This is a genomic window from Stenotrophomonas sp. Sm10, from assembly GCF_030985515.1.
GTDB lineage: Bacteria > Pseudomonadota > Gammaproteobacteria > Xanthomonadales > Xanthomonadaceae > Stenotrophomonas > Stenotrophomonas hibiscicola.
The window spans coordinates 43,042-62,353 of record NZ_JAPTFO010000004.1 but is presented as its reverse complement, the minus strand read 5'-3'; the positions used below and the strand labels follow the sequence as shown (position 1 = coordinate 62,353).

At 64.0% G+C, this 19,312-nt stretch carries 13 protein-coding genes; 8 read left to right on the top strand and 5 right to left on the bottom strand.

Annotation, left to right across the window (positions count from 1 at the left end):
- Positions 1–10: 10 nt before the first annotated feature.
- Positions 11–1,615 (bottom strand): transglycosylase SLT domain-containing protein, encoded by a 1,605-nt coding sequence (locus O0J15_RS02080; RefSeq protein WP_021203406.1) that lies wholly within the window; start codon positions 1,613–1,615, stop codon positions 11–13.
- 122 nt (positions 1,616–1,737) lie between these two features.
- Here O0J15_RS02080 and O0J15_RS02075 point away from each other — a divergent pair, with 122 nt between their 5' ends.
- Both O0J15_RS02075 and greB read left to right on the top strand, forming a co-directional pair.
- Complete coding sequence (locus tag O0J15_RS02075; RefSeq protein WP_019660610.1) at positions 1,738–3,243, top strand: helicase HerA-like domain-containing protein; 1,506 nt, start codon at positions 1,738–1,740, stop codon at positions 3,241–3,243.
- Positions 3,244–3,336: 93 nt separating this feature from the next.
- On the top strand, positions 3,337–3,843 hold the full coding sequence (gene greB, locus O0J15_RS02070) for a transcription elongation factor GreB (RefSeq protein ID WP_164144886.1): 507 nt from the start codon (positions 3,337–3,339) through the stop codon (positions 3,841–3,843).
- A gap of 157 nt (positions 3,844–4,000) precedes the next feature.
- Here the strand turns inward: greB and O0J15_RS02065 are convergent, their stop codons facing one another.
- Positions 4,001–4,834, bottom strand: coding sequence for a DUF3025 domain-containing protein (locus tag O0J15_RS02065; protein ID WP_021203405.1), 834 nt, complete (start codon positions 4,832–4,834; stop codon positions 4,001–4,003).
- Positions 4,831–6,192 carry a 30S ribosomal protein S12 methylthiotransferase RimO gene (gene rimO / locus O0J15_RS02060; protein ID WP_021203404.1) on the bottom strand — a complete coding sequence of 454 codons (1,362 nt, stop codon included), beginning with the start codon at positions 6,190–6,192 and terminating at the stop codon, positions 4,831–4,833. Before rimO ends, O0J15_RS02065 begins: the two co-directional genes overlap by 4 nt.
- A gap of 749 nt (positions 6,193–6,941) precedes the next feature.
- Between rimO and O0J15_RS02055 the strand changes: the two genes are divergently transcribed.
- From O0J15_RS02055 to O0J15_RS02045, 3 genes are read left to right on the top strand one after another with little or no spacing between them, the layout of a single operon-like run.
- Entirely contained in the window at positions 6,942–7,613 is a 672-nt protein-coding gene (locus O0J15_RS02055) for a dienelactone hydrolase family protein (protein ID WP_171952907.1), read from the top strand.
- Complete coding sequence (locus O0J15_RS02050) at positions 7,610–8,032, top strand: HIT domain-containing protein (protein WP_019660615.1); 423 nt, start codon at positions 7,610–7,612, stop codon at positions 8,030–8,032. Before O0J15_RS02055 ends, O0J15_RS02050 begins: the two co-directional genes overlap by 4 nt.
- A 15-nt stretch (positions 8,033–8,047) precedes the next feature.
- A complete protein-coding gene (locus O0J15_RS02045; RefSeq protein WP_005410498.1) occupies positions 8,048–8,215 on the top strand; it encodes a DUF5668 domain-containing protein in 168 nt (55 codons plus the stop codon).
- A gap of 95 nt (positions 8,216–8,310) precedes the next feature.
- On the opposite strand, the gene dcd is transcribed toward O0J15_RS02045, so the two are convergent.
- The gene (dcd, locus tag O0J15_RS02040) at positions 8,311–8,883 is read right to left on the bottom strand and encodes a dCTP deaminase (RefSeq protein ID WP_005410499.1); all 573 of its coding nucleotides are present in this window, start codon (positions 8,881–8,883) and stop codon (positions 8,311–8,313) included.
- A 75-nt stretch (positions 8,884–8,958) separates the two neighbouring features.
- On the bottom strand, positions 8,959–9,813 hold the full coding sequence (gene apbC, locus O0J15_RS02035; RefSeq protein ID WP_031270225.1) for an iron-sulfur cluster carrier protein ApbC: 855 nt from the start codon (positions 9,811–9,813) through the stop codon (positions 8,959–8,961).
- Between the two features lie 213 nt (positions 9,814–10,026).
- Here apbC and O0J15_RS02030 point away from each other — a divergent pair, with 213 nt between their 5' ends.
- The 3 genes from O0J15_RS02030 (at position 10,027) to O0J15_RS02020 (ending at position 19,172) form a co-directional block, all read left to right on the top strand.
- On the top strand, positions 10,027–12,822 hold the full coding sequence (locus O0J15_RS02030; protein ID WP_019660618.1) for a TonB-dependent receptor: 2,796 nt from the start codon (positions 10,027–10,029) through the stop codon (positions 12,820–12,822).
- A gap of 353 nt (positions 12,823–13,175) precedes the next feature.
- Positions 13,176–15,983, top strand: coding sequence for a TonB-dependent receptor (locus O0J15_RS02025; RefSeq protein ID WP_308305001.1), 2,808 nt, complete (start codon positions 13,176–13,178; stop codon positions 15,981–15,983).
- A gap of 381 nt (positions 15,984–16,364) precedes the next feature.
- Positions 16,365–19,172: a TonB-dependent receptor gene (locus O0J15_RS02020; protein WP_058981090.1), complete on the top strand. Its 2,808-nt coding sequence runs from the start codon at positions 16,365–16,367 to the stop codon at positions 19,170–19,172.
- Positions 19,173–19,312 lie beyond the last annotated feature (140 nt).

The following is a 19,312-nucleotide window of genomic DNA, read 5'->3' as shown; positions in this document are numbered from 1 at the left end:
GTCGTGGGAATTACTTGTCGCAGCCCTGCAGCTTCAGCGTCTGGCCCTGGCGCAGGCTGTAGGCCGGGGCCTTCAGGCCGTTGGCGCGGGCCAGGGTCGGCACATCGCACTGGAACTTCGCGGCAATGGCGCCCAGGGTTTCACCCCGGCCCACCTTGTGGCTGCGCGGCGGCTTTGGCCGTGCGGCCGGGCGCGGCGCGGCCACCGGAGCGACCGGGGTGGTCGGCACGCTGGTGGAGGCTGCGGCGTCGGCCACCGGCACCACGCCGCCCACGGCCACGCTGCCGGTGTAGCCGGCGGCGGCCGGGCGCTTGATCGCCGCGTTCAGGTCGGCGGTGATCAGGGTACGGGCCAGGTCGGCACGCGGGCCGCTGACGCAGTTGCGCTGGTACAGGCCGGCGATGCGGGTGGTAGCGTTGATCAGCGTGCCGGCCGGAATCCAGCCGTCGGCTTCATAGCGCGGGTTGAGGTTGCGCAGCGCGCGCATGTAGCCATCGCGGGTGCCGTGGCTGCCCAGGCAGATGGTCAGTTCGTAGATGGTGGTGGACTTGGCCAGGCGCAGCGTGGCCGGCTGCGCGCTGATCTTCGGGAATTCCACGCCGTACTGCTGCGGGTGCAGGAAGATCCAGGCCGCCGCGATCACCATCGGCACATAGTCCTTGGTCTCGCCGGGGAACTGGTTGTAGACACTGTCGGTCCAGAAGCTCTGGCCCGCACTCTGCTTGAACACGCGCGCGGCACGGCCTTCACCACCGTTGTAGGCGGCCACCGACATTTCCACGTTGTTGTTCAGTTCGCGCAGGCGCTCGTTGAGATAGCTGGCGCTGGCCTCGGCGGCGCTGCGCGCGTCAAAGCGGGTGTCGAAGCCGGTGCCATCCGGGCCAAGGCCGAAGCGGCGGCCGGTAGCCGGCATGAACTGCATCAGGCCGGCGGCGCCGGCGCGCGAGGAGGCATGCACGCGGCCGTTGGACTCCTTGGCCATGATGCCGAACAGCAGCGCCTCGGGCAGGCCGCGCTTTTCCCACTCCGGCCACATCACCGCACGCAGGTTCTGGTAGTTCTCGTAGCTGGTCAGCAGCGCCGGGCGCATGTCGGTCAGCCAGCGGCGGATGCCCGCCTGCACGGCCGGGTTGTATTCGACCATGCTGTCGAAGGCGTGCCGCTTGTCGTTGAGCAGCGCAGCGGCGCGGGCCGCCTCCGGCACGTCGGCGGTAAGCGGGCCGATATGGTCGGGGTCGGCTTCCAGCCGGTCACCGCCCTCGTCGGCCACCTCATCGCTGCCCGCCGCATCGGCGTCGTGCTTGAGCAGGCGCTTGTAGCTGGCCAGCAGCGTGCCCATCTGGCAGCCCTTCTGCTTCACGCAGTCGTTGAGAACGTCTTCCATGTCCTCCAGCGCGGCGTCGGCCTCGTTGCTGCCCTTGGGGTCGGCATTGGCGACCAGCAGCAGCGCATCGCTGTAGCGCTTCTCGGCGACGGTCATGCGCTGCTGCAGCGCATCCACCTTCGCCTTGTCCCGGGCCGAGACCCGCTGCGCATGGGCGTCGGGCGCCAGGGAAACCAGGCCGGCCAGGGCCAGCAGCGGCCAACCGCGGGAAATCAGGACAGAAACGGGCATTGATGGCACTGTGTGCGAAACAGGCAGGCAGAGTAGCGGCGCCGCCAAGGTCGGGGCAAGCCGACCTTCGGACCGTCACCGCCGGCGGTTAACATTGGGCTATTCACCACAAGGGCTGGACCATGGATCCGATTCTGCTCGGCAAAGGCATCACCGACGATGTGGCCGTCACCCTGCTGCCGAAACTCGGCAACCGCCACGGCCTGGTGGCCGGCGCCACCGGCACCGGCAAGACCGTGACCCTGATGACCCTGGCCGAAGGCTTTTCGCGACTGGGCGTACCCGTATTCCTCGCCGACGTGAAGGGCGACGTGTCCGGCCTGGCCGTGCCGGGCACCGGCGCGGAGAACCTGCTCAAGCGCGCCGCCGAGATCGGCGTGGCCGACTACGCACCGGCCGCCAGCCCGACCATTTTCTGGGACCTGTACGGCAAGCTCGGGCATCCGGTGCGCACCACGGTCAGCGAGATGGGCCCGACCCTGCTGGCGCGCATCCTCGAGTTGAACGACACCCAGTCCGGCGTGCTCGACATCGTGTTCAAGCTGGCCGACGATCGTGGCCTGCTGCTGCTGGACATGGACGATCTGCGCGCCCTGCTTGGCCTGGTGGCCGAGGAGCGCAAGGACATTTCCACCGAATACGGCCTGGTCAGCGCGCAGTCCATCGCTGCGATCCAGCGGTCGGTGCTGCGCCTGGCGCAGGATGGCGGCGAGAACTTCTTCGGTGAGCCGGCCCTGGAACTGGCCGACATCATGCGGGTCAATCACGACGGCCGCGGCATGATCGGCATCCTCGCCGCCGACCAGCTCGTGCTCAAGCCCAAGCTCTATTCCACCTTCCTGCTGTGGCTGCTGTCGGAGCTGTTCGAACAACTGCCGGAGGTGGGCGACCTGGACAAACCGAAGCTGGTCTTCATCTTCGACGAGGCCCACCTGCTGTTCGACGACGCACCGCCGTCGCTGGTGCAGCGCATCGAGCAGGTGGTGCGCCTGATCCGCTCCAAGGGCGTCGGCGTGTACTTCTGCTCGCAGTTCCCCGACGACGTGCCGGGCAACATCCTCGGCCAGCTCGGCAACCGCGTGCAGCACGCGCTGCGGGCGTTCACCCCGCGCGACCAGAAAGCGGTGAAGACCGCGGCCGAGACGTTCGTGCCGAACCCGAAGCTGGACGTGGCCAAGGTACTGAGCCAGCTCGGCACCGGTGAGGCCTTGGTTTCCACGCTGCAGGACAAGGGCGTGCCGATGCCGGTGCAGCAGACGATGATCGCGCCGCCACGCTGCCGGATGGGGCCGATCACCGAAGCCGAGCGCGCCCAGGTGCGTGCCGGCAGCCCGGTCGGCAGTCGCTACGACACCGCGATCAACCGCGAATCGGCTGCCGAACTGCTGGCCCAGCGCGCACAGAAGAGCGTCGAGCAGGCGCAGGCGCCAGCCGCGCGCAGCCGCGAACAGGACGATGCGCAGGAAGGCGGTTTCGGCCAGGCGATCAAGGATGCGATTTTCGGCACCAAGCGCCGCCAGGGCATGATCGAGACCATGGCCAAGCAGACCACGCGCACGGTCGGCACCAAGCTGGGCAACCAGATCGTGCGCGGCCTGCTGGGCGGCATCTTCGGTGGCAAGCGCTGATCTGATCCGCCGCTGCTGGGGTCAGAGCCCTTCCCGCGGGAGCGGAGTCTGACCCCACCCTCCGTTCGTCCTCCGGAAAAGAAGTCGTATTGCATGTCGCGCTGGCGTCCCCCTGCAGAAAAGAGCACCGCCCTGATCACCGCCTCCGGCCACGCTCGGCTGAAGGCCGAACTGGATGACCTGTGGCGGGTGCGGCGGCCCGAAGTGGTGAAAGCACTGGCCGCAGCCGCCGCAGAAGGCGACCGTTCGGAAAATGCCGAGTACACCTACCGCAAGAAGCAGCTGGGCGAGATCGACCGCCGCGTGCGCTACCTGACCAAGCGGCTGGAATCACTGCGCGTGGTCGACACTACGCCAACCGATCCGCGGGCGGTGTTCTTCGGCGCGTGGGTGGAGCTGGAGAACGTGGACAGTGGCGACACCAGCCGCTACCGCATTGTCGGCCCGGACGAGACCGACGCAGGCCTGGGCTGGATCAGCATCGATTCGCCGCTGGCGCGTGCGCTGCTGAAGAAGCGGCTGGATGACGAGTTTTCGGTGGAGCTGCCCGGCGGGCGGTTCACCTTTGCGGTGATCGGCGTGGAATACGAGACGGTGTAGAGTCGCCTGTCAGTCGACTACCGCGCGAAGCGCGGCACAAACCTCCACAGCGGGACGGCAAACGCACCGCGATCTTCATCGCGGTTGATGACTCGCCAAAGCCATCTGTCAGGCGCTCACGGCCTCGGAACGAAGAGCAGTCGACTGACAGTCGACTCTACATGGCCCCGTGCAATGGCGGCGGGTACGCGCGGCCGGCACGCAGCGGGCGGAAGTAGTCGGCATTGCGATAGAAGGCGGCATCCTGTCCCTCGTGCCACCCCGGGATTCCAGCCAACGGCAGCGGACGCAGCTGCAAGGGATCGGTCACCGCCCTGCCCTCGGCGATGGCCACGGCCACCGCGTCAACGCAGGCCGCATCGGCATCGCTGTACACCACCACGCACTTGCCCACCAGCAATCGCCCTGGCAGCAGTGCCTGTTCCATCAGCGCATGCCCGAATACCGCGGTGATGGCGATGTCATCGCTCTGCCAGTTCACCGGGTCAAACAACGCGGGCCAGTCGTGTGCATCCCAGGCAGCCCGCAGTGAGTCATCGCGCACGCGCACGATCACACCGGTTTCGTCGAACTGGGTCAACGCGGCCTGCGCGCGGTTGCGCTGGCCAGGCGGCATGGCCTCGATATGCCCGCACTGCTGCACATTGAGCGCACGCTTCAGCTGTGGGCATGAGGCCCAGACCAGCGCATTGAACAGGTCGTGCCAGTTGTCTGCGCGGGTGGCGATGCGCCCCTGCGCGATGCGGACTTCGTAGTGCAGGCCATCGGCCAGCAGCGCGGCGTCCTGTTCAACCAGGCGCTTCCCGGGCAATGCCAGGCGCGCATCAAGTGCAGCGATGGACGGCCAGCGAGGGCCGAGCAGCAGATCCCGGAAATCCTGCAATCCGGCAAACAACGGATGCGCGAACACCTGCGGATCGACCGCCGCACGCGGCGGCGGCACGAAGCGCCGGACACCGCTGCCGTCACCGGCGGCGGCCGTTGCGATCACAGTACCTTGAGGTCGAACGCCGGGCGGGCATTGGCCGGCAGCGCATCGCCGTACAGGTCGTGCTCGTCGCTCTCGGTGATTTCCACGTCGACGAACTCGCCCACCCGCAGCGGCACCTGATCGGCGTTCTGGATATGCACCAGGCCGTCGATCTCCGGCGCATCGGCCCTGGAGCGGGCCACGGCGATATCGCCTTCGATGGCATCGACCAGGCACTGCTGCACGGTCCCGATCTTGGCTTCCAGGCGCGCGGCGGAAATCTGCGCCTGCTTCTCCATGAAACGGGCCAGGCGTTCCTGCTTCACTTCTTCCGGCACAGCGTCGGGCAGGTCATTGGCGGTGGCGCCCTCTACCGGCGAATAGGCGAACGCGCCCACGCGATCCAGCTGCGCTTCGTCCAGGAACGACAGCAGCTCTTCGAACTCGGCCTCTGTCTCGCCCGGGAAGCCGACGATGAAGGTGGAACGCACGGTGATGTCCGGCGCGATGCGGCGCCAGTTCTGCACGCGCTCCAGGGTCTTCTCCACCGCGCCGGGGCGCTTCATCAGGCGCAGGATGCGCGGGCTGGCGTGCTGGAACGGGATATCCAGGTACGGGAGGATGCGGTTCTCGGCCATCAGCGGCACCACTTCGTCCACGTGCGGATACGGGTAGACGTAGTGCATGCGCACCCACGCATCCAGCTCCGACAGGCCTTCGCACAGCGCCTTCAAACGGGTCTGGTAGGCCTTGTCGCGCCACATCTTTTCGGCGTACTTCACGTCCACGCCGTAGGCCGAGGTGTCCTGCGAAACCACCAGCAGCTCGCGCACGCCGCCACGCACCAGGCGCTCGGCTTCACGCAGCACCTCGTCGACCGGGCGCGAAACCAGCTTGCCGCGCATCGACGGAATGATGCAGAAGCTGCATTTGTGGTTGCAGCCCTCGGAAATCTTCAGGTACGCGTAGTGCCGCGGGGTCAGCTTGATACCGTAGTCGGGCACCAGGTCCACGAACGGATCGTGCTTGGGCGGCAGTGCTTCATGCACCGCTTCCATCACGCTCTGGTAGTCCTGCGGGCCGGACACCGCCAGCACGTTCGGGTAGGCCTCGCGGATCTGCTCCGGGCGCTTGCCCAGGCAGCCGGTGACGATGACCTTGCCGTTCTGGTTCATCGCCTCGCCGATCGCGTCCAGCGACTCGGTCACCGCCGAATCGATGAAGCCGCAGGTGTTGACCACCACCACGTCGGCCGAATCGTAGGACGGGACGATGTCGTAGCCTTCCGAGCGGAGCTGGGTGAGGATGCGCTCGGAATCGACAAGGGCCTTCGGGCAGCCAAGGCTGACGAAGCCGACTTTGGGGTTCAGCTGGGACATGGAATCGCGGGACTCTGGGGGCCTGGGCCCCTGCCGGCATGGCAGGGGGTCCTGGGGGCCGGGGCCTGAAAGGGCGCCAGTATACCGGGGTTGGCGGCGGCGCTCTGAACGGCCAGCCGCCCCAGTGAGGATACCGGGCTGGCCTGATGGCTCGCCGCTATCGTCCCGCGCCCTGAGACGCGCCCCGAGGAAGGGGCCGTCGTTCGGCCCCTTGTACCTCAGGAGCTGGACAATCGCTTGGCCATCGCCACAGCAAGCTCCAGCCTGCCTGTCGGAGCCTCGCGCCCGCCCGCGTCCAAGGCAGATGGGATGCCCACTACCGGGATCTCCCATGCGCAGATCTGATCGCATACGAGTTGCTTGTGCTGACAGATCGGGTGATCAGCACCGTTGTTTGCTACACACTCGGCCCAGCCCCTGGAGCACGCGGTGCACCTCGGATAAGGGTCCGCAGCCTTGGCAGGCCCCATCACCGCAAGCAATGAAGTGCCCATTACTGCCATCACGATCATGCTCTTCATCAATCACTCCGTTAATTTGACGAAAAAACGCACGTGCGGCGCCAACTACGATCAAGCGCAGTGGTGCCCCGCCATCTAACCACCCTAGGCCATGGTTTCCAACCCTGCCCGCAGATAGCTGGAGACGCCAGGCAGCTGGAGATCACCGATCCGGCCCAACTGCCGACATGACGTGCACTGACGCGCACCGGATAATCGGGTTTCAGTTTCCAAAGCGAGTCAGCCGCGATGAACGAATGGATCACCCTGGATACGCACCACGGCACGGTACGGGCTTGGCAGGCACTCCCCGAGGGCACCGCGCGAGGCGGGCTGGTGGTGGTGCAGGAAATCTTCGGCGCCAACCCGCACATCCGCGGCGTGGCCGAGCGCTTCGCCGCCGAGGGCTATGCGGTGCTGGCTCCTTCGTTCTTCGACCTGGTCGATGGACCCGATGCCGACCCGGATGCCCTGCCCTACGACGCCGACGGCGTGAAGCAGGGCCTGGAAAGGGTCAGCGCGCTGGGCATGGAGAAGGCGCTGGAAGTGGTCCGCGCGGCGGCCACCCGGCTGGCCCCCTACGGCAAGGTCGGCACCGTCGGCTACTGCTGGGGCGGCACGGTGGCGATGCTGTCGGCGCTGCGGCTCGGGCTGCCGTCGGTCAGCTACTACGGCGCACGCAACGTCCAGTTCCTCGATGAGACACCCAAGGCGCCGGTGATCTTCCATTTCGGCACCCAGGACAGGAGCATCCCGCCGGAGGCCGTCCAGGCCCACCGCGACAAGCTGCCGCAGATGGCCACTTTCGTCTATCCGGCCGACCACGCCTTCAACCGCGAGGTCGGACATGCGTATGATCCAGACAGCGCCGCCCTGGCGCTGCAACGCACCCTGGACTTCTTCTCGGAGCATCTTGGATGAGCGAATTCGAACTCGATTCACGCCTGGCCACCGATAGCGTGCTGGTGGCGGAAGGACCGTTGTCGCAAGTGCGGCTGATGAACGACGAACGATTCCCCTGGCTGGTGCTGGTACCACGCCTGGCCGGGGTGACCGAGTGGATCGAGCTGGACGGCGAGCAGCAGGACAAGCTGCGCACCGAGCTCAACCGCGCCTGCAAGGCCCTGAAGGGCCACGACGGCGTGGAGAAGATCAATATCGGCGCGCTGGGCAACATCGTGCGCCAGCTGCACTTCCATGTGATCGGCCGCCATGACGGCGATCCGGCCTGGCCCGGCCCGGTCTGGGGCAGCGGCCCGGCGCACCGCTACGAGCCTGCGGCGCTGGACCAGCATGTCGCCTACTGGAAGGAACGGCTAGGATATCCAGCCCGTTCCTGAGCCTTGCCCGACCCGATGCGATTCAACCTCGTTGCCGCCATCCTGCTGATCCTGATCGGCCTGTTCATGCTCGCCAGCAACCTCGGCTGGACGCACCTGAACCTGTCCAAGCTGCTGCTGACCTGGTGGCCGGTGGCACTGGTGGGCGTGGGCATTGCGATGCTGTTCGGTCGCGGCAAATGACGTAGCGCCGGGTCGTGCCCGGCGAACGCACCGCGTGGACCATGCGAAAACGCCGGGCACGGCCCGGCGCTTTCGTCATGCAATGACGCGGGCGATCAGGTCCGCGGCAGGGTCACGCCGGTCTGGCCCTGGTACTTGCCGCCACGATCGCGGTACGACGTCTCGCAGATGTCATCGGCCGCGGCCTGGAAGAACAGCATCTGCGCCACGCCTTCGTTGGCATAGATGCGGGCCGGCAGCGGCGTGGTGTTGCTGAATTCCAGGGTGACGTGGCCTTCCCACTCCGGTTCCAACGGGGTCACGTTGACGATGATGCCGCAGCGCGCGTAGGTGCTCTTGCCCAGGCACACCACCAGGGTGTCGCGCGGGATGCGGAAGTACTCCACGGTACGCGCCAGGGCGAAGCTGTTCGGCGGGATGATGCACTCATCGGCCGTGATGTCGACGAAGCTGCCCGAATCGAAATGCTTGGGATCGACAATCGTCGAGTTGATGTTGGTGAACACCTTGAACTCGCGCGAGCAACGGACGTCGTACCCGTAGCTGGAGGTGCCGTAGCTGACGATGCGCTCGCCATTGGCCTGCTTGACCTGCCCGGCCTCGAACGGCTCGATCATGCCGTGCTGCTCGGACATGCGGCGGATCCAACGGTCACTCTTGATGCTCATGCTTTGTCCTGGGTACGAGGGGGCGCGTGGATTCTAGCAGGGGGCCGGGCGTCGCCGGCGGCCCTGCCCTGGCACCTACAGCAGCGAAGAGAGAATCGGAATGGAGGCACGCGGGCGCTTGCCCACTTCCTCGATCAGGCGCTGGGCGGCATGGCGGTAGGCCTGGGCTGGCACCGAATCGGGCTGCGCCACGGTGATCGGAGTGCCAGCATCCCCCTGCTCGCGGATGCCGATCTGCAGCGGCAGCGAACCCAGCAACGGCACACCATACTGCGCGGCCATGCGCTCGCCGCCGCCCTCGCCGAACAGGTGCTCGACATGCCCGCAGCTGCTGCAGGTATGTACCGCCATATTCTCGACGATGCCCAGCACCGGCACCTCCACCTTCTCGAACATCTTCAGCGCCTTCTTCGCATCCAGCGTGGCGATGTCCTGCGGCGTGGTAACGATCACCGCACCGGCCAGCGGAATCTTCTGGGTCAGGGTCAGCTGGATGTCACCGGTGCCCGGCGGCAGGTCGATCAGCAGGAAATCCAGGTCATCCCACAGCGTGTCATTGAACAGCTGGGTCATCGCCGAGGTGGCCATCGGCCCACGCCAGATCATCGGCGTATCCTCTTCGATCAGGTAGCCGATCGACATGGTGTCCACGCCGAACGCGCGCAGCGGCTCGATGCTCTTGTTGTCAGGGCTTTCCGGACGACCGGACAGGCCCAGCATGGCCGGTACGCTCGGCCCATAGATGTCCGCGTCAAGCACGCCCACGCGTGCGCCAAGCTGCTGCAGCGCCACGGCCAGATTGACTGCGGTGGTCGACTTGCCGACGCCGCCCTTGCCCGAACCAACCGCGATCACGTTGCGGATGCGGGCATGCGGCGTGAGTCCCTTCTGGACCTGGCTTGCATGGGGACGGCGGGGAGAACTGTTCACAACGAGCACCGGCGGGTCAGGGGGAATAACCCAACATCATACAAGCTGGACACAAGCTGACTGAAATTCAGGATTGCTACAGATTCGTGCACAGGTTGTTAAGTTCATGTTACGTTCGCTAAGCACTGGTTTTGGGCTGCGTCGCTGTTTCATTGCACGCACGATGGCGCATGCGCAGTGCCGTATTTGTATTTGCTCTTTGAACGGAACTACATGAAAGACCTTCGCAATTCCGCACGTCGCAACACCCTCGCCGTCGCCTTGATTTCCGCCCTGGTCGCCGCCTCGCCGGCAATGGCCCAGGACAAGGCCACCAACCTGGACAAGATCACCGTCACCGGTTCGCTGATCCCGCAGACCCAGGTTGAGACCCAGACCCCGGTCATGACCATCAGCGCTGAAGCCATCCAGTCGCGCGGCTTCAACAGCGTCGCCGAAGTGCTGCAGCAGTCTTCGCTGACCACCGGCGGCATCCAGGGTGGCCAGACCTCCGCCTCGTTCACCCAGGGCGCTGAAGCCGCTGGCATGTTCGGCCTGAATCCGGGGTATACCAAGTACCTGATCAACGGCCGCCCGATGATGTCCTACCCGGCGCTGTACAACGGCGGCGACGCGTTCAACAACATCAGCGGCATTCCGATCGACATCGTCGAGCGCATCGAAGTCCTGCCGGGCGGCCAGTCCTCCCTGTACGGTTCGGACGCGATCGCCGGCGTGGTCAACATCATCCTGAAGGACCACATGGAAGGCGGCAGCCTGTCCGTGCGTGGCGGCACCTCCACCGAAGGCGGTGGCAGCAGCTTCCGCATCAGTGGCGCGCACGGCTTCTCGGCGCTGGACGACCGCTTCAATGCGCTGGTCAACGTGCAGATCGAAAGCAGCAACCCGATCTGGGGCTACCAGCGTGACCTGACCAAGCAGAACAACACCCACGGCTATACCGCACAGCTGCCGTCGAACGACTTCGCCGTCATCGACGCCAAGACCAATGCGCTGTACATGATGGACCCGGGCAACTGCGCCAATGTCGCCGGCCAGTTTGGCGGCACCACCGTGCTGGCCAACCGCCCGACCGGCCAGTCCTGCGGCTCGGTGTTCGGCGCCGGTTACAAGACCCTGAAGAACGGCAAGGACAGCGGCCAGTTCTATTCGTCGATGACCTTCGACGTGAACGACAACTTCCAGCTGTTCGCCGACGTGCTGTACAGCAAGGAAAAGACCGAGTACACCTCGGGCTCGAACTACCTGTGGTGGGGCACCAAGAGCACCATGGGCGGCTTCTACGACCAGGCGTCAGGCAAGCTGGTCAACCTGCAGCGCGCCTTTGCTCCGGAAGACATCGGCGGCGAAGGCTACAAGAGCATCCTGAACAACGACAAGAGCCGTGCCTACCAGGTCACCCTGGGCGGCAAGGGCGCAGTGGGCAACTGGGACTACAGCCTGAGCTTCACCCGCGGCGAATATCGCCTGGATGAAAGCAAGTTCCAGCGCTTCGGCAATGCCATCAACAGCTACTTCGCCGACAAGGTGCTCGGCCCGCAGCTGGGCACCAAGGATGGCTTCGGCATCTACAACACCAACTGGGGCGCGTTCTACTCGCCGATCTCGCCGGAAGATTTCGCTGGCTTCACCGGTTACACCACCAACCACAGCCGCACCTGGCAGAACCTGGCTCGCGCGCAGGTCACCAACGGTTCGCTGTTCTCGCTGCCGGGTGGCGATGCGGGCCTGGCCGTGGTCGTCGAAGGCGGCAGCGAAGGCTGGGACTACAGCCCCGACCAGCGCCTGCTGGACGGCGACGTGTGGGGCTCGTCGGCTGTTGCCGGCAACGGCCATCGCAGCAACTATGCGGTGACCAGCGAACTGCGCATGCCGCTGCTGGAGTCGCTGACGGTGACCGCTTCCGGTCGCTATGACGCCTTCAAGATCGCCGACAACACCGTCGACAAGGCCACCTACAGCGTGGGCGTGGAGTTCCGTCCGATCGAAAGCCTGCTGTTCCGCGGCAAGTACGGCACCGCCTTCCGCGCGCCGACCCTGCCCGACGCCTTCCAGGGTCGCAGCGGCTACTATGCTGCCAACTCGACCGACTACTACCGTTGCGGCGAGCTGGGCTACACCCCGGGCAACACCGACGCCTGCCGCTACGCCGACAGCGTCTCGGTCTATTCCGAGCGTGCCGGCAACCCGGACCTGGAGCCGATCACCGCCGACGTCTGGAACGCGGGTATCGTCTGGGCACCGATGGCAAACCTGTCGATCTCGGCCGACTACTACAACTGGAAGATCGAGAACGAAGTCGATACGGCCAGCACCGACCAGCTGCTGCTGGCCGAGTACTACTGCCGCAACGGCCTGCCGAATGGCTCCTCGGCCACCTGCCAGAACGTGGCCGACTGGGTCGTGCGCGATTCGGCCGGCAACCTGAGCTCGCTGTACACCCCGAAGATGAACGTGGCCCGGCAGAACCTGCAGGCCGTGACCGTCGGCTTCAAGTACCTGCAGGACATCGGCCGCTTCGGTTCGCTGCAGTTCTCGGGCAACTACACCAACATGCTGAAGCGTGAAGTGCAGGCGCAGCCGGGTGAGGACTTCCAGGACCTGCTGGGCAACCCGAAGTCGATGTGGAACTACGACAGCTACGCCAAGGTCCGTTCCGACGCGTCGGTGGCCTGGTCGCTGGACAAGTGGACCACCACGCTGTACGCGAACTACATCGGCCACACCCCGAACTACCTGGCAGGCCTGAACGGCTACGAGTACACCCACGCCGCATCGGGCTACAAGGCAGGCAAGTGGGGTTCGTACACCACCTACAATCTGAGCGTGAACTACCGTGCGCAGGATGACCTGACCCTGTCGCTGATGGTCAACAACGTGTTCAACAAGATGCCCGAACAGCAGGCCCACAGCTACCAGGGCACCTCCGGCACGCCGTTCAACAACTACCTGTACAACGTCTACGGTCGCACCGTGTACGTGCAGGCCAAGTACGACTTCGGCAAGTAATCCCGTCGTTTTCCGGGTTTGATTCCGGACCAGGCCCCGCTTCGGCGGGGCCTTTTTTTTGGATCGATATTCAGCGCGGAACAGCGACTTCCGCCGCCAGCCAGCATTTATTTACTCACCATTCATTCAGCCAGATTCGGCAAAGTCCACCGATTAATGCAACCAGTTGTTTTTTAAAAGAAAAATATTATTCAAGGCCAGCCCCAGCTCAACACATTACAAAGTCGCGCAAATCAGGTTAAGCGTGTGTTACGTTCGAAAAACGCCGCCATTCTGGTTTTGAAGGCTGCTGAACCATCCATGAGTTCCCAGGAAAGGGAAAACGCGTTTCTCACGACCACACGGAGTACCGCATGTCTCGTAATGGCTTCCCGCGTCACCCGCTCACCCGCGCCGTCCTCAGCGGCTTGATCCTGGCCGGCGGCAGCGCGATCGCGCTCGCCCAGGAAAACACGCCCACCGATCTCGGACGCGTAACCGTCACCGGCTCACTGATCCCGCAGACACAGATCGAGAACCACACGCCGGTCCTGACTGTTACCGCCGAGGACATCCAGACCCGCGGCTTCACCAGCGTGGCCGAAGTACTGCAGCAGAATTCGCTGACCACTGGCGGGCTGCAGGGCGGCCAGACCTCAGCTTCGTTCACCCAGGGCGCCGAAGCCTCAGGCATGTTCGGCCTCAGCCCGAGCTACACCAAGTACCTGATCAACGGGCGGCCGATGCTGTCCTACCCCGCTCTCTACAACGGCAGCGACACCTTCAACAATCTCAGCGGCATCCCGATCGACATCGTCGAGCGCATCGAGATTCTGCCGGGCGGCCAATCGTCGCTGTACGGCTCGGACGCGATCGCCGGCGTGGTCAACATCATCCTCAAGGACCACATGGACGGCGGCGTACTGAACGTGCGTGGCGGCGCCTACACCGAGGGTGGCGGCAACGATTTCCGAGTCAGTGGCGCGCATGGCTTCAACGCCTTCGATGACCGTTTCCATGCGCTGGTCAACGTGCAGTACGAGAAGAGCAGTCCGATCTGGGGTTACCAGCGCGACCTGACCAAGCAGAACAACACCCGTGGCTACACGCCACAGGTTCCGACCAACGACTTCCTGGTCTACCTGCCGGACCAGCAGAACGCCTACGTGATGATGGATCCAAGCCGCTGTGCCAACGTGGCCAGCCAGTTCGGCGGCACCACCGTACTGGGCACGCGCGCGGTCGGTGAATCTTGCGGCTCGCCCTTCAGCGCTGGCTACAAGACGCTGAAGAACGGCAAGGAAAGCAGCCAGATCTATTCGTCGATGTCCTTTGATGTCAACGACAACTTCCAGCTGTTCGCCGATGCGCTGTACAGCCTGGAGGAGGTCCAGTACAACGCCGGTTCGGGCTACGCGTTCTGGGGCAGTGATGTCGGCTTCGGTGCGTTCGTCGACCAGGCCAGCGGCGAATACATGAACCTGCAGCGCGCGTTCGCGCCGGAGGACATCGGTCCCGCCGGCTACCGTGACACCATGAGCACTGATCGCAACAAGGCCTACCAGGTCACGTTGGGAGGGCGTGGCAACTTCGGCAACTGGGATTACAGCGCCAGCTTCAGCCGAGGCGAGTACAAGCTGACCGAGCGCAGCTTTGCGCGCTGGGCGAACGAGATCGACAGCTACTTCGAAGACCGCGTGCTGGGCCCGGTACTGGGCATCACCGACGACGGCTACAACATCTACAGCCCCAATTGGAGCGCGTTCTATTCGCCGCTGCCGGCCGGTGATTTCCAGACCTTCACCGGCTTCACCTACAACAAGAGCCGCACCTGGCAGAACCTGGGCCGCGCGCAGATCACCAACGGTTCGCTGTTCAAGCTGCCTGGTGGTGATGCCGGACTGGCCGTGGTGGCCGAAGCCGGCAGCGAAGGCTGGTCGTACACCCCTGACCAGCGCCTGCTGGACGGTAGCGTGTGGGGCACAACCTCGGTGGCCGGTGCCGGCCATCGCAGCAACTACGCGGTGACCAGCGAGCTGCGCATGCCGCTGCTGGAGTCGCTGACCGTGACCGCCTCCGGACGTTACGACGCGTTCAGGATCGCCGAAAAGACCGTCGACAAATCGACCTACAGCATCGGTATCGAGTTCCGCCCGATCGAAAGCCTGCTGTTCCGTGGCAAGTACGGCACCGCCTTCCGCGCGCCCAGCCTGTCCGACGCGTTCCAGGGGCGCAGTGGGTACTACGCCAATGGTTCGATCGACTACTTCCGCTGTGGACAGCTCGGCTTCAACCCCAGCGACACGGTGGGTTGTCCCTATGCCAATGAATCGGTGTTCGGCGAGCAGTCAGGCAACCCGGAGCTGGAAGCGATCACCGCCGACGTCTGGAATGCCGGCATCGTGTGGGCGCCGATCAACAACCTGTCGGTGTCGGTGGACTACTACAACTGGAAGATCAAGAACGAGGTCAATACGCTCAGCTCCGACCAGTTGCTGCTGGCCGAGTACTACTGCCGTAATGGCCAGACCAACAACACCTCGGCCAGTTGCCAGAACGTAAACGACTGGATCACCCGCGATGGCGCCGGCAAGCTGGAACAGATCTACACGCCCAAGATGAACATCGCCAGCCAGAACCTGCAGGCGGTAACGGCCAGCTTCAAGTACGTGCAGGACATCGGCCGCTTCGGCGCGCTGCAGTTCTCCAGCAACTACACCAACATGATCAAGCGCGAGCTGCAGCCGCAACCGGGCGATGAGTATCTGGACCTGCTGCGCGACCCGTACGCGATGTGGAACTATGACCAGTACGCCAAGGTGCGTGCCGACGGTGCGGTGGGCTGGGCGAAGGACAAGTGGACTACCACGTTGTACTTCAACTACATCGGCAAGACGCCAAACCGCATGGCGTACCTGGGCAAGGGCTACGACTACGTGCATCCGTCCGGCTACCAGGCCGGCAAGTGGGGCTCATACACCACCTACAACCTGAGCGTGAACTATCAGGCGATGGACAACCTGACGCTGTCGATGATGGTCAACAACGTGTTCAACAAGATGCCCGACGGTCAGGCACACAGTTACGCCGGCAACGTCGGCGCTCCCTATAACAGCAGCATCTACAACCCTTACGGCCGCGCCGTCTACGTGCAGGCCAGGTACGAGTTCGGCGGGAAGTAAGCAGCACACCTCTGTTGGACCAACGGCCCCGCTTCGGCGGGGCCTTTTTTTAACAAATGTTGCACGAATCCACATCCACACCATTCGTTAATATTTCATTAGCATGCCGGTCGTTACGTAAGCTATTGATTTATATATTGAATGTAAAAGTGAACAACACCGTTCCGCAGCGCAACATTTTGAAACATTCCCAAACAAGCAGCCTTAGCTTTTGATTTAAAAGAACTTTTTCAGAGAAAGCCAGCCTGTTTTTGTGACTGGACTATTTTGTCTACGTGAACGCCGTGTTACGGTCCAGCTGAATGGATTGCAACTGAACAAATCATGAAAGCTGTCAGGGAGGACGTCAGCCAGCCGACAACGCTCATACGGGGATCCATCATGTCTTGCCATCGCTCCACGCCGCTGCGCCACCCACTGACCCTCGCCCTGCTTGGCACCCTGCTCGCCTCCGGTACCGCGCTGGCGCAAAGCGGCAACGCACCGACCCAGCTTGACCGCGTCACCGTCACCGGCTCGCTGATTCCACAGACCGAAATCGAGAACCACACGCCGGTCCTGACCGTCACCGCCGAGGACATCCAGACCCGCGGCTTCACCAGTGTGGCCGACGTACTGCAGCAGTCCTCACTGTCCACGGGCGGCCTCCAGGGCGGCCAGACCTCGGCCTCGTTCACCCAGGGCGCCGAAGCGGCCGGCATGTTCGGCCTCAGCCCGGGCTACACCAAGTACCTCATCAATGGCCGCCCGATGCTTTCGTATCCAGCGCTGTACAACGGCGGCGATACGTTCAACAACATCAGCGGCATTCCCATCGACATCGTGGAGCGCATCGAGATCCTGCCGGGTGGCCAGTCCTCCCTGTATGGCTCGGATGCGATTGCCGGCGTGGTCAACATCATCCTCAAGGAACGCATGGACGGCGGCGTTCTCAACGTCCGTGGCGGCGCCTACAGCGAAGGCGGTGGCAACAGTTTCCGCCTGAGCGGCGCACACGGGTTCAATGGCGTCGATGACCGCTTCCACGCGCTGGTCAACGTGCAGTACGAAAAGACCAGCCCGATCTGGGGTTACCAGCGCGACCTGACCAAGGTCAACAATCCAGACGGCTACAGCCCGCAGTACGTTTCCAACGATTTCCTGGTGCTGCTGCCGGCCGCCAACAACCGCTACGCCATGATGGACCCGAACCTCTGCGCCAACGTGGCGGGCCAGTTCGACGGTACCACCGTACTGGGCACCCGCCCGACCGGCCAGGCATGCGGCTCGGTGTACGGCACCGGCTACAAGACCATCAAGAACGGCAAGGAAAGCGCACAGATCTACAGCTCTGCCACCTTTGACCTCAATGACAACCTGCAGCTGTTTGGCGATGCGCTGTACAGCCTGGAAGAGGTCAAGTATGCGACCGGCTCCAACTACACCTGGTGGGGCACCTCGTCCGGCTGGGGTCGCTTCTACGACCAGGCCAGCGGCCAGTACATGAACCTGCAGCGCGTGTTCGCCCCGGAAGACATCGGCGGCGCCGGCTACCGCGACATCATGAACACCGACCGCAACAAGGCCTACCAGGTGACACTGGGCGGCCGCGGCACGGCCGGCAACTGGGACTACAGCGTCAGCTTCACCCGTGGCGAGTACAAGCTGACCGAGCGCAACTTCGTGCGCTGGAACGATCCGATCAACGACTACTTCGAGCAGCGTGTGCTGGGCCCGGTGCTGGGTACTACCAGCACTGGCTACAACATCTACAGCCCGAACTGGGAAGCGTTCTATGCGCCACTGCCGGCAGGTGATTTCCAGACGTTCACCGGCTACAGCTACAGCCAGAGCCGTACCTGGCAGAACCTGGCCCGGGCCCAGGTCACCAACGGGTCGCTGTTCAAGCTGCCCGGTGGCGACGCCGGCCTGGCGGTGGTGGTCGAGGGTGGCAGCGAAGGTTGGGACTACACTCCCGATCCGGGCCTGATGGATGGCAGCGTCTGGGGCACCACGGCGGTCTCCGGCGCCGGCCACCGCAGCAATTACGCCGTGACAGGCGAACTGCGCCTGCCGCTGCATGACATGCTGACCGTGACCGGATCCGGCCGCTACGACGCCTTCAAGATCGGCAGCAACACCGTCGACAAGTCCACCTACAGCATCGGCATCGAGTTCCGCCCGATCGAGAGCCTGCTGTTCCGTGGCAAGTACGGGACGGCCTTCCGCGCGCCGACCCTGTCCGATGCCTTCCAGGGCCGCAGTGGCTACTATGCCAACGGCTCCACCGACTACTACCGTTGCGGCCAGTTGGGGTATGCCCCGAGCAACACCGCTGGCTGCCCGTATGACAGCGTATCGGTGTTCGGTACGCGTTCGGGCAACCCGGACCTGGAGCCTATCACCGCCGACGTCTGGAACGCGGGCGTGGTGTGGGCTCCGATCAATAACCTCTCGCTGTCGGTTGACTACTACAACTGGAAAATCAAGAACGAGGTCGACACGCTCAGTTCGGACCAGTTGCTGCTGGCCGAGTACTACTGCCGTAACGACCAGGCCAACAACACCTCTGCAAGCTGCCAGAACGTCAACGACTGGATCACCCGTGATGCATCCGGCGTGCTGGACGAGATCTACACCCCGAAGATGAATGTTGCGCGCCAGAACCTGGAAGCTTTGACCGCCAGCTTCAAGTACGTGCACGACATGGGTCGCTTCGGTTCGTTGCAGTTCTCGGGCAACTACACCGACATGCTCAAGCGCGAGCTGCAGCCGCAGCCGGGCGATGAGTTCCTGGACCTGCTGCGTGACCCCTACGCGATGTGGGTGTACGACTCTTACGCAAAGGTGCGCGCGGACGGCTCGATCGGCTGGGCCAAGGACAAGTGGACCACTACCCTGTATGCCAACTACATCGGCAAGACGCCGAACTACATGGCATACCTGGGCAATGGCTACGACTATGTGCACAGCTCCGGCTACAAGGCGGGCAAGTGGGGCTCCTACACCACCTACAACCTGAGCGTGAACTATCGCGCGCTGGACAACCTGACCCTGTCACTGATGGTCAACAACGTCTTCAACAGGATGCCGGACAACCAGCGCTTCAGCTTCGCCGGCACCAGTGGCCAGCCGTACAACAATTACCTGTACAACGCCTACGGGCGAGCCATCTACGTGCAGGCCAAGTACGAGTTCGGTGGCCGCTGATCCGCTGACGCCACTTGTGCTGCAGAAGGCCCCGCTCCAGCGGGGCCTTCTGCTTTGGAACGCAACCAGGGCCGGCCAGAGTTGTAGATTTCACGCCAAGTTGACGAACCGGGCGTCCTCGTTCATCTTCAGGTCATCTT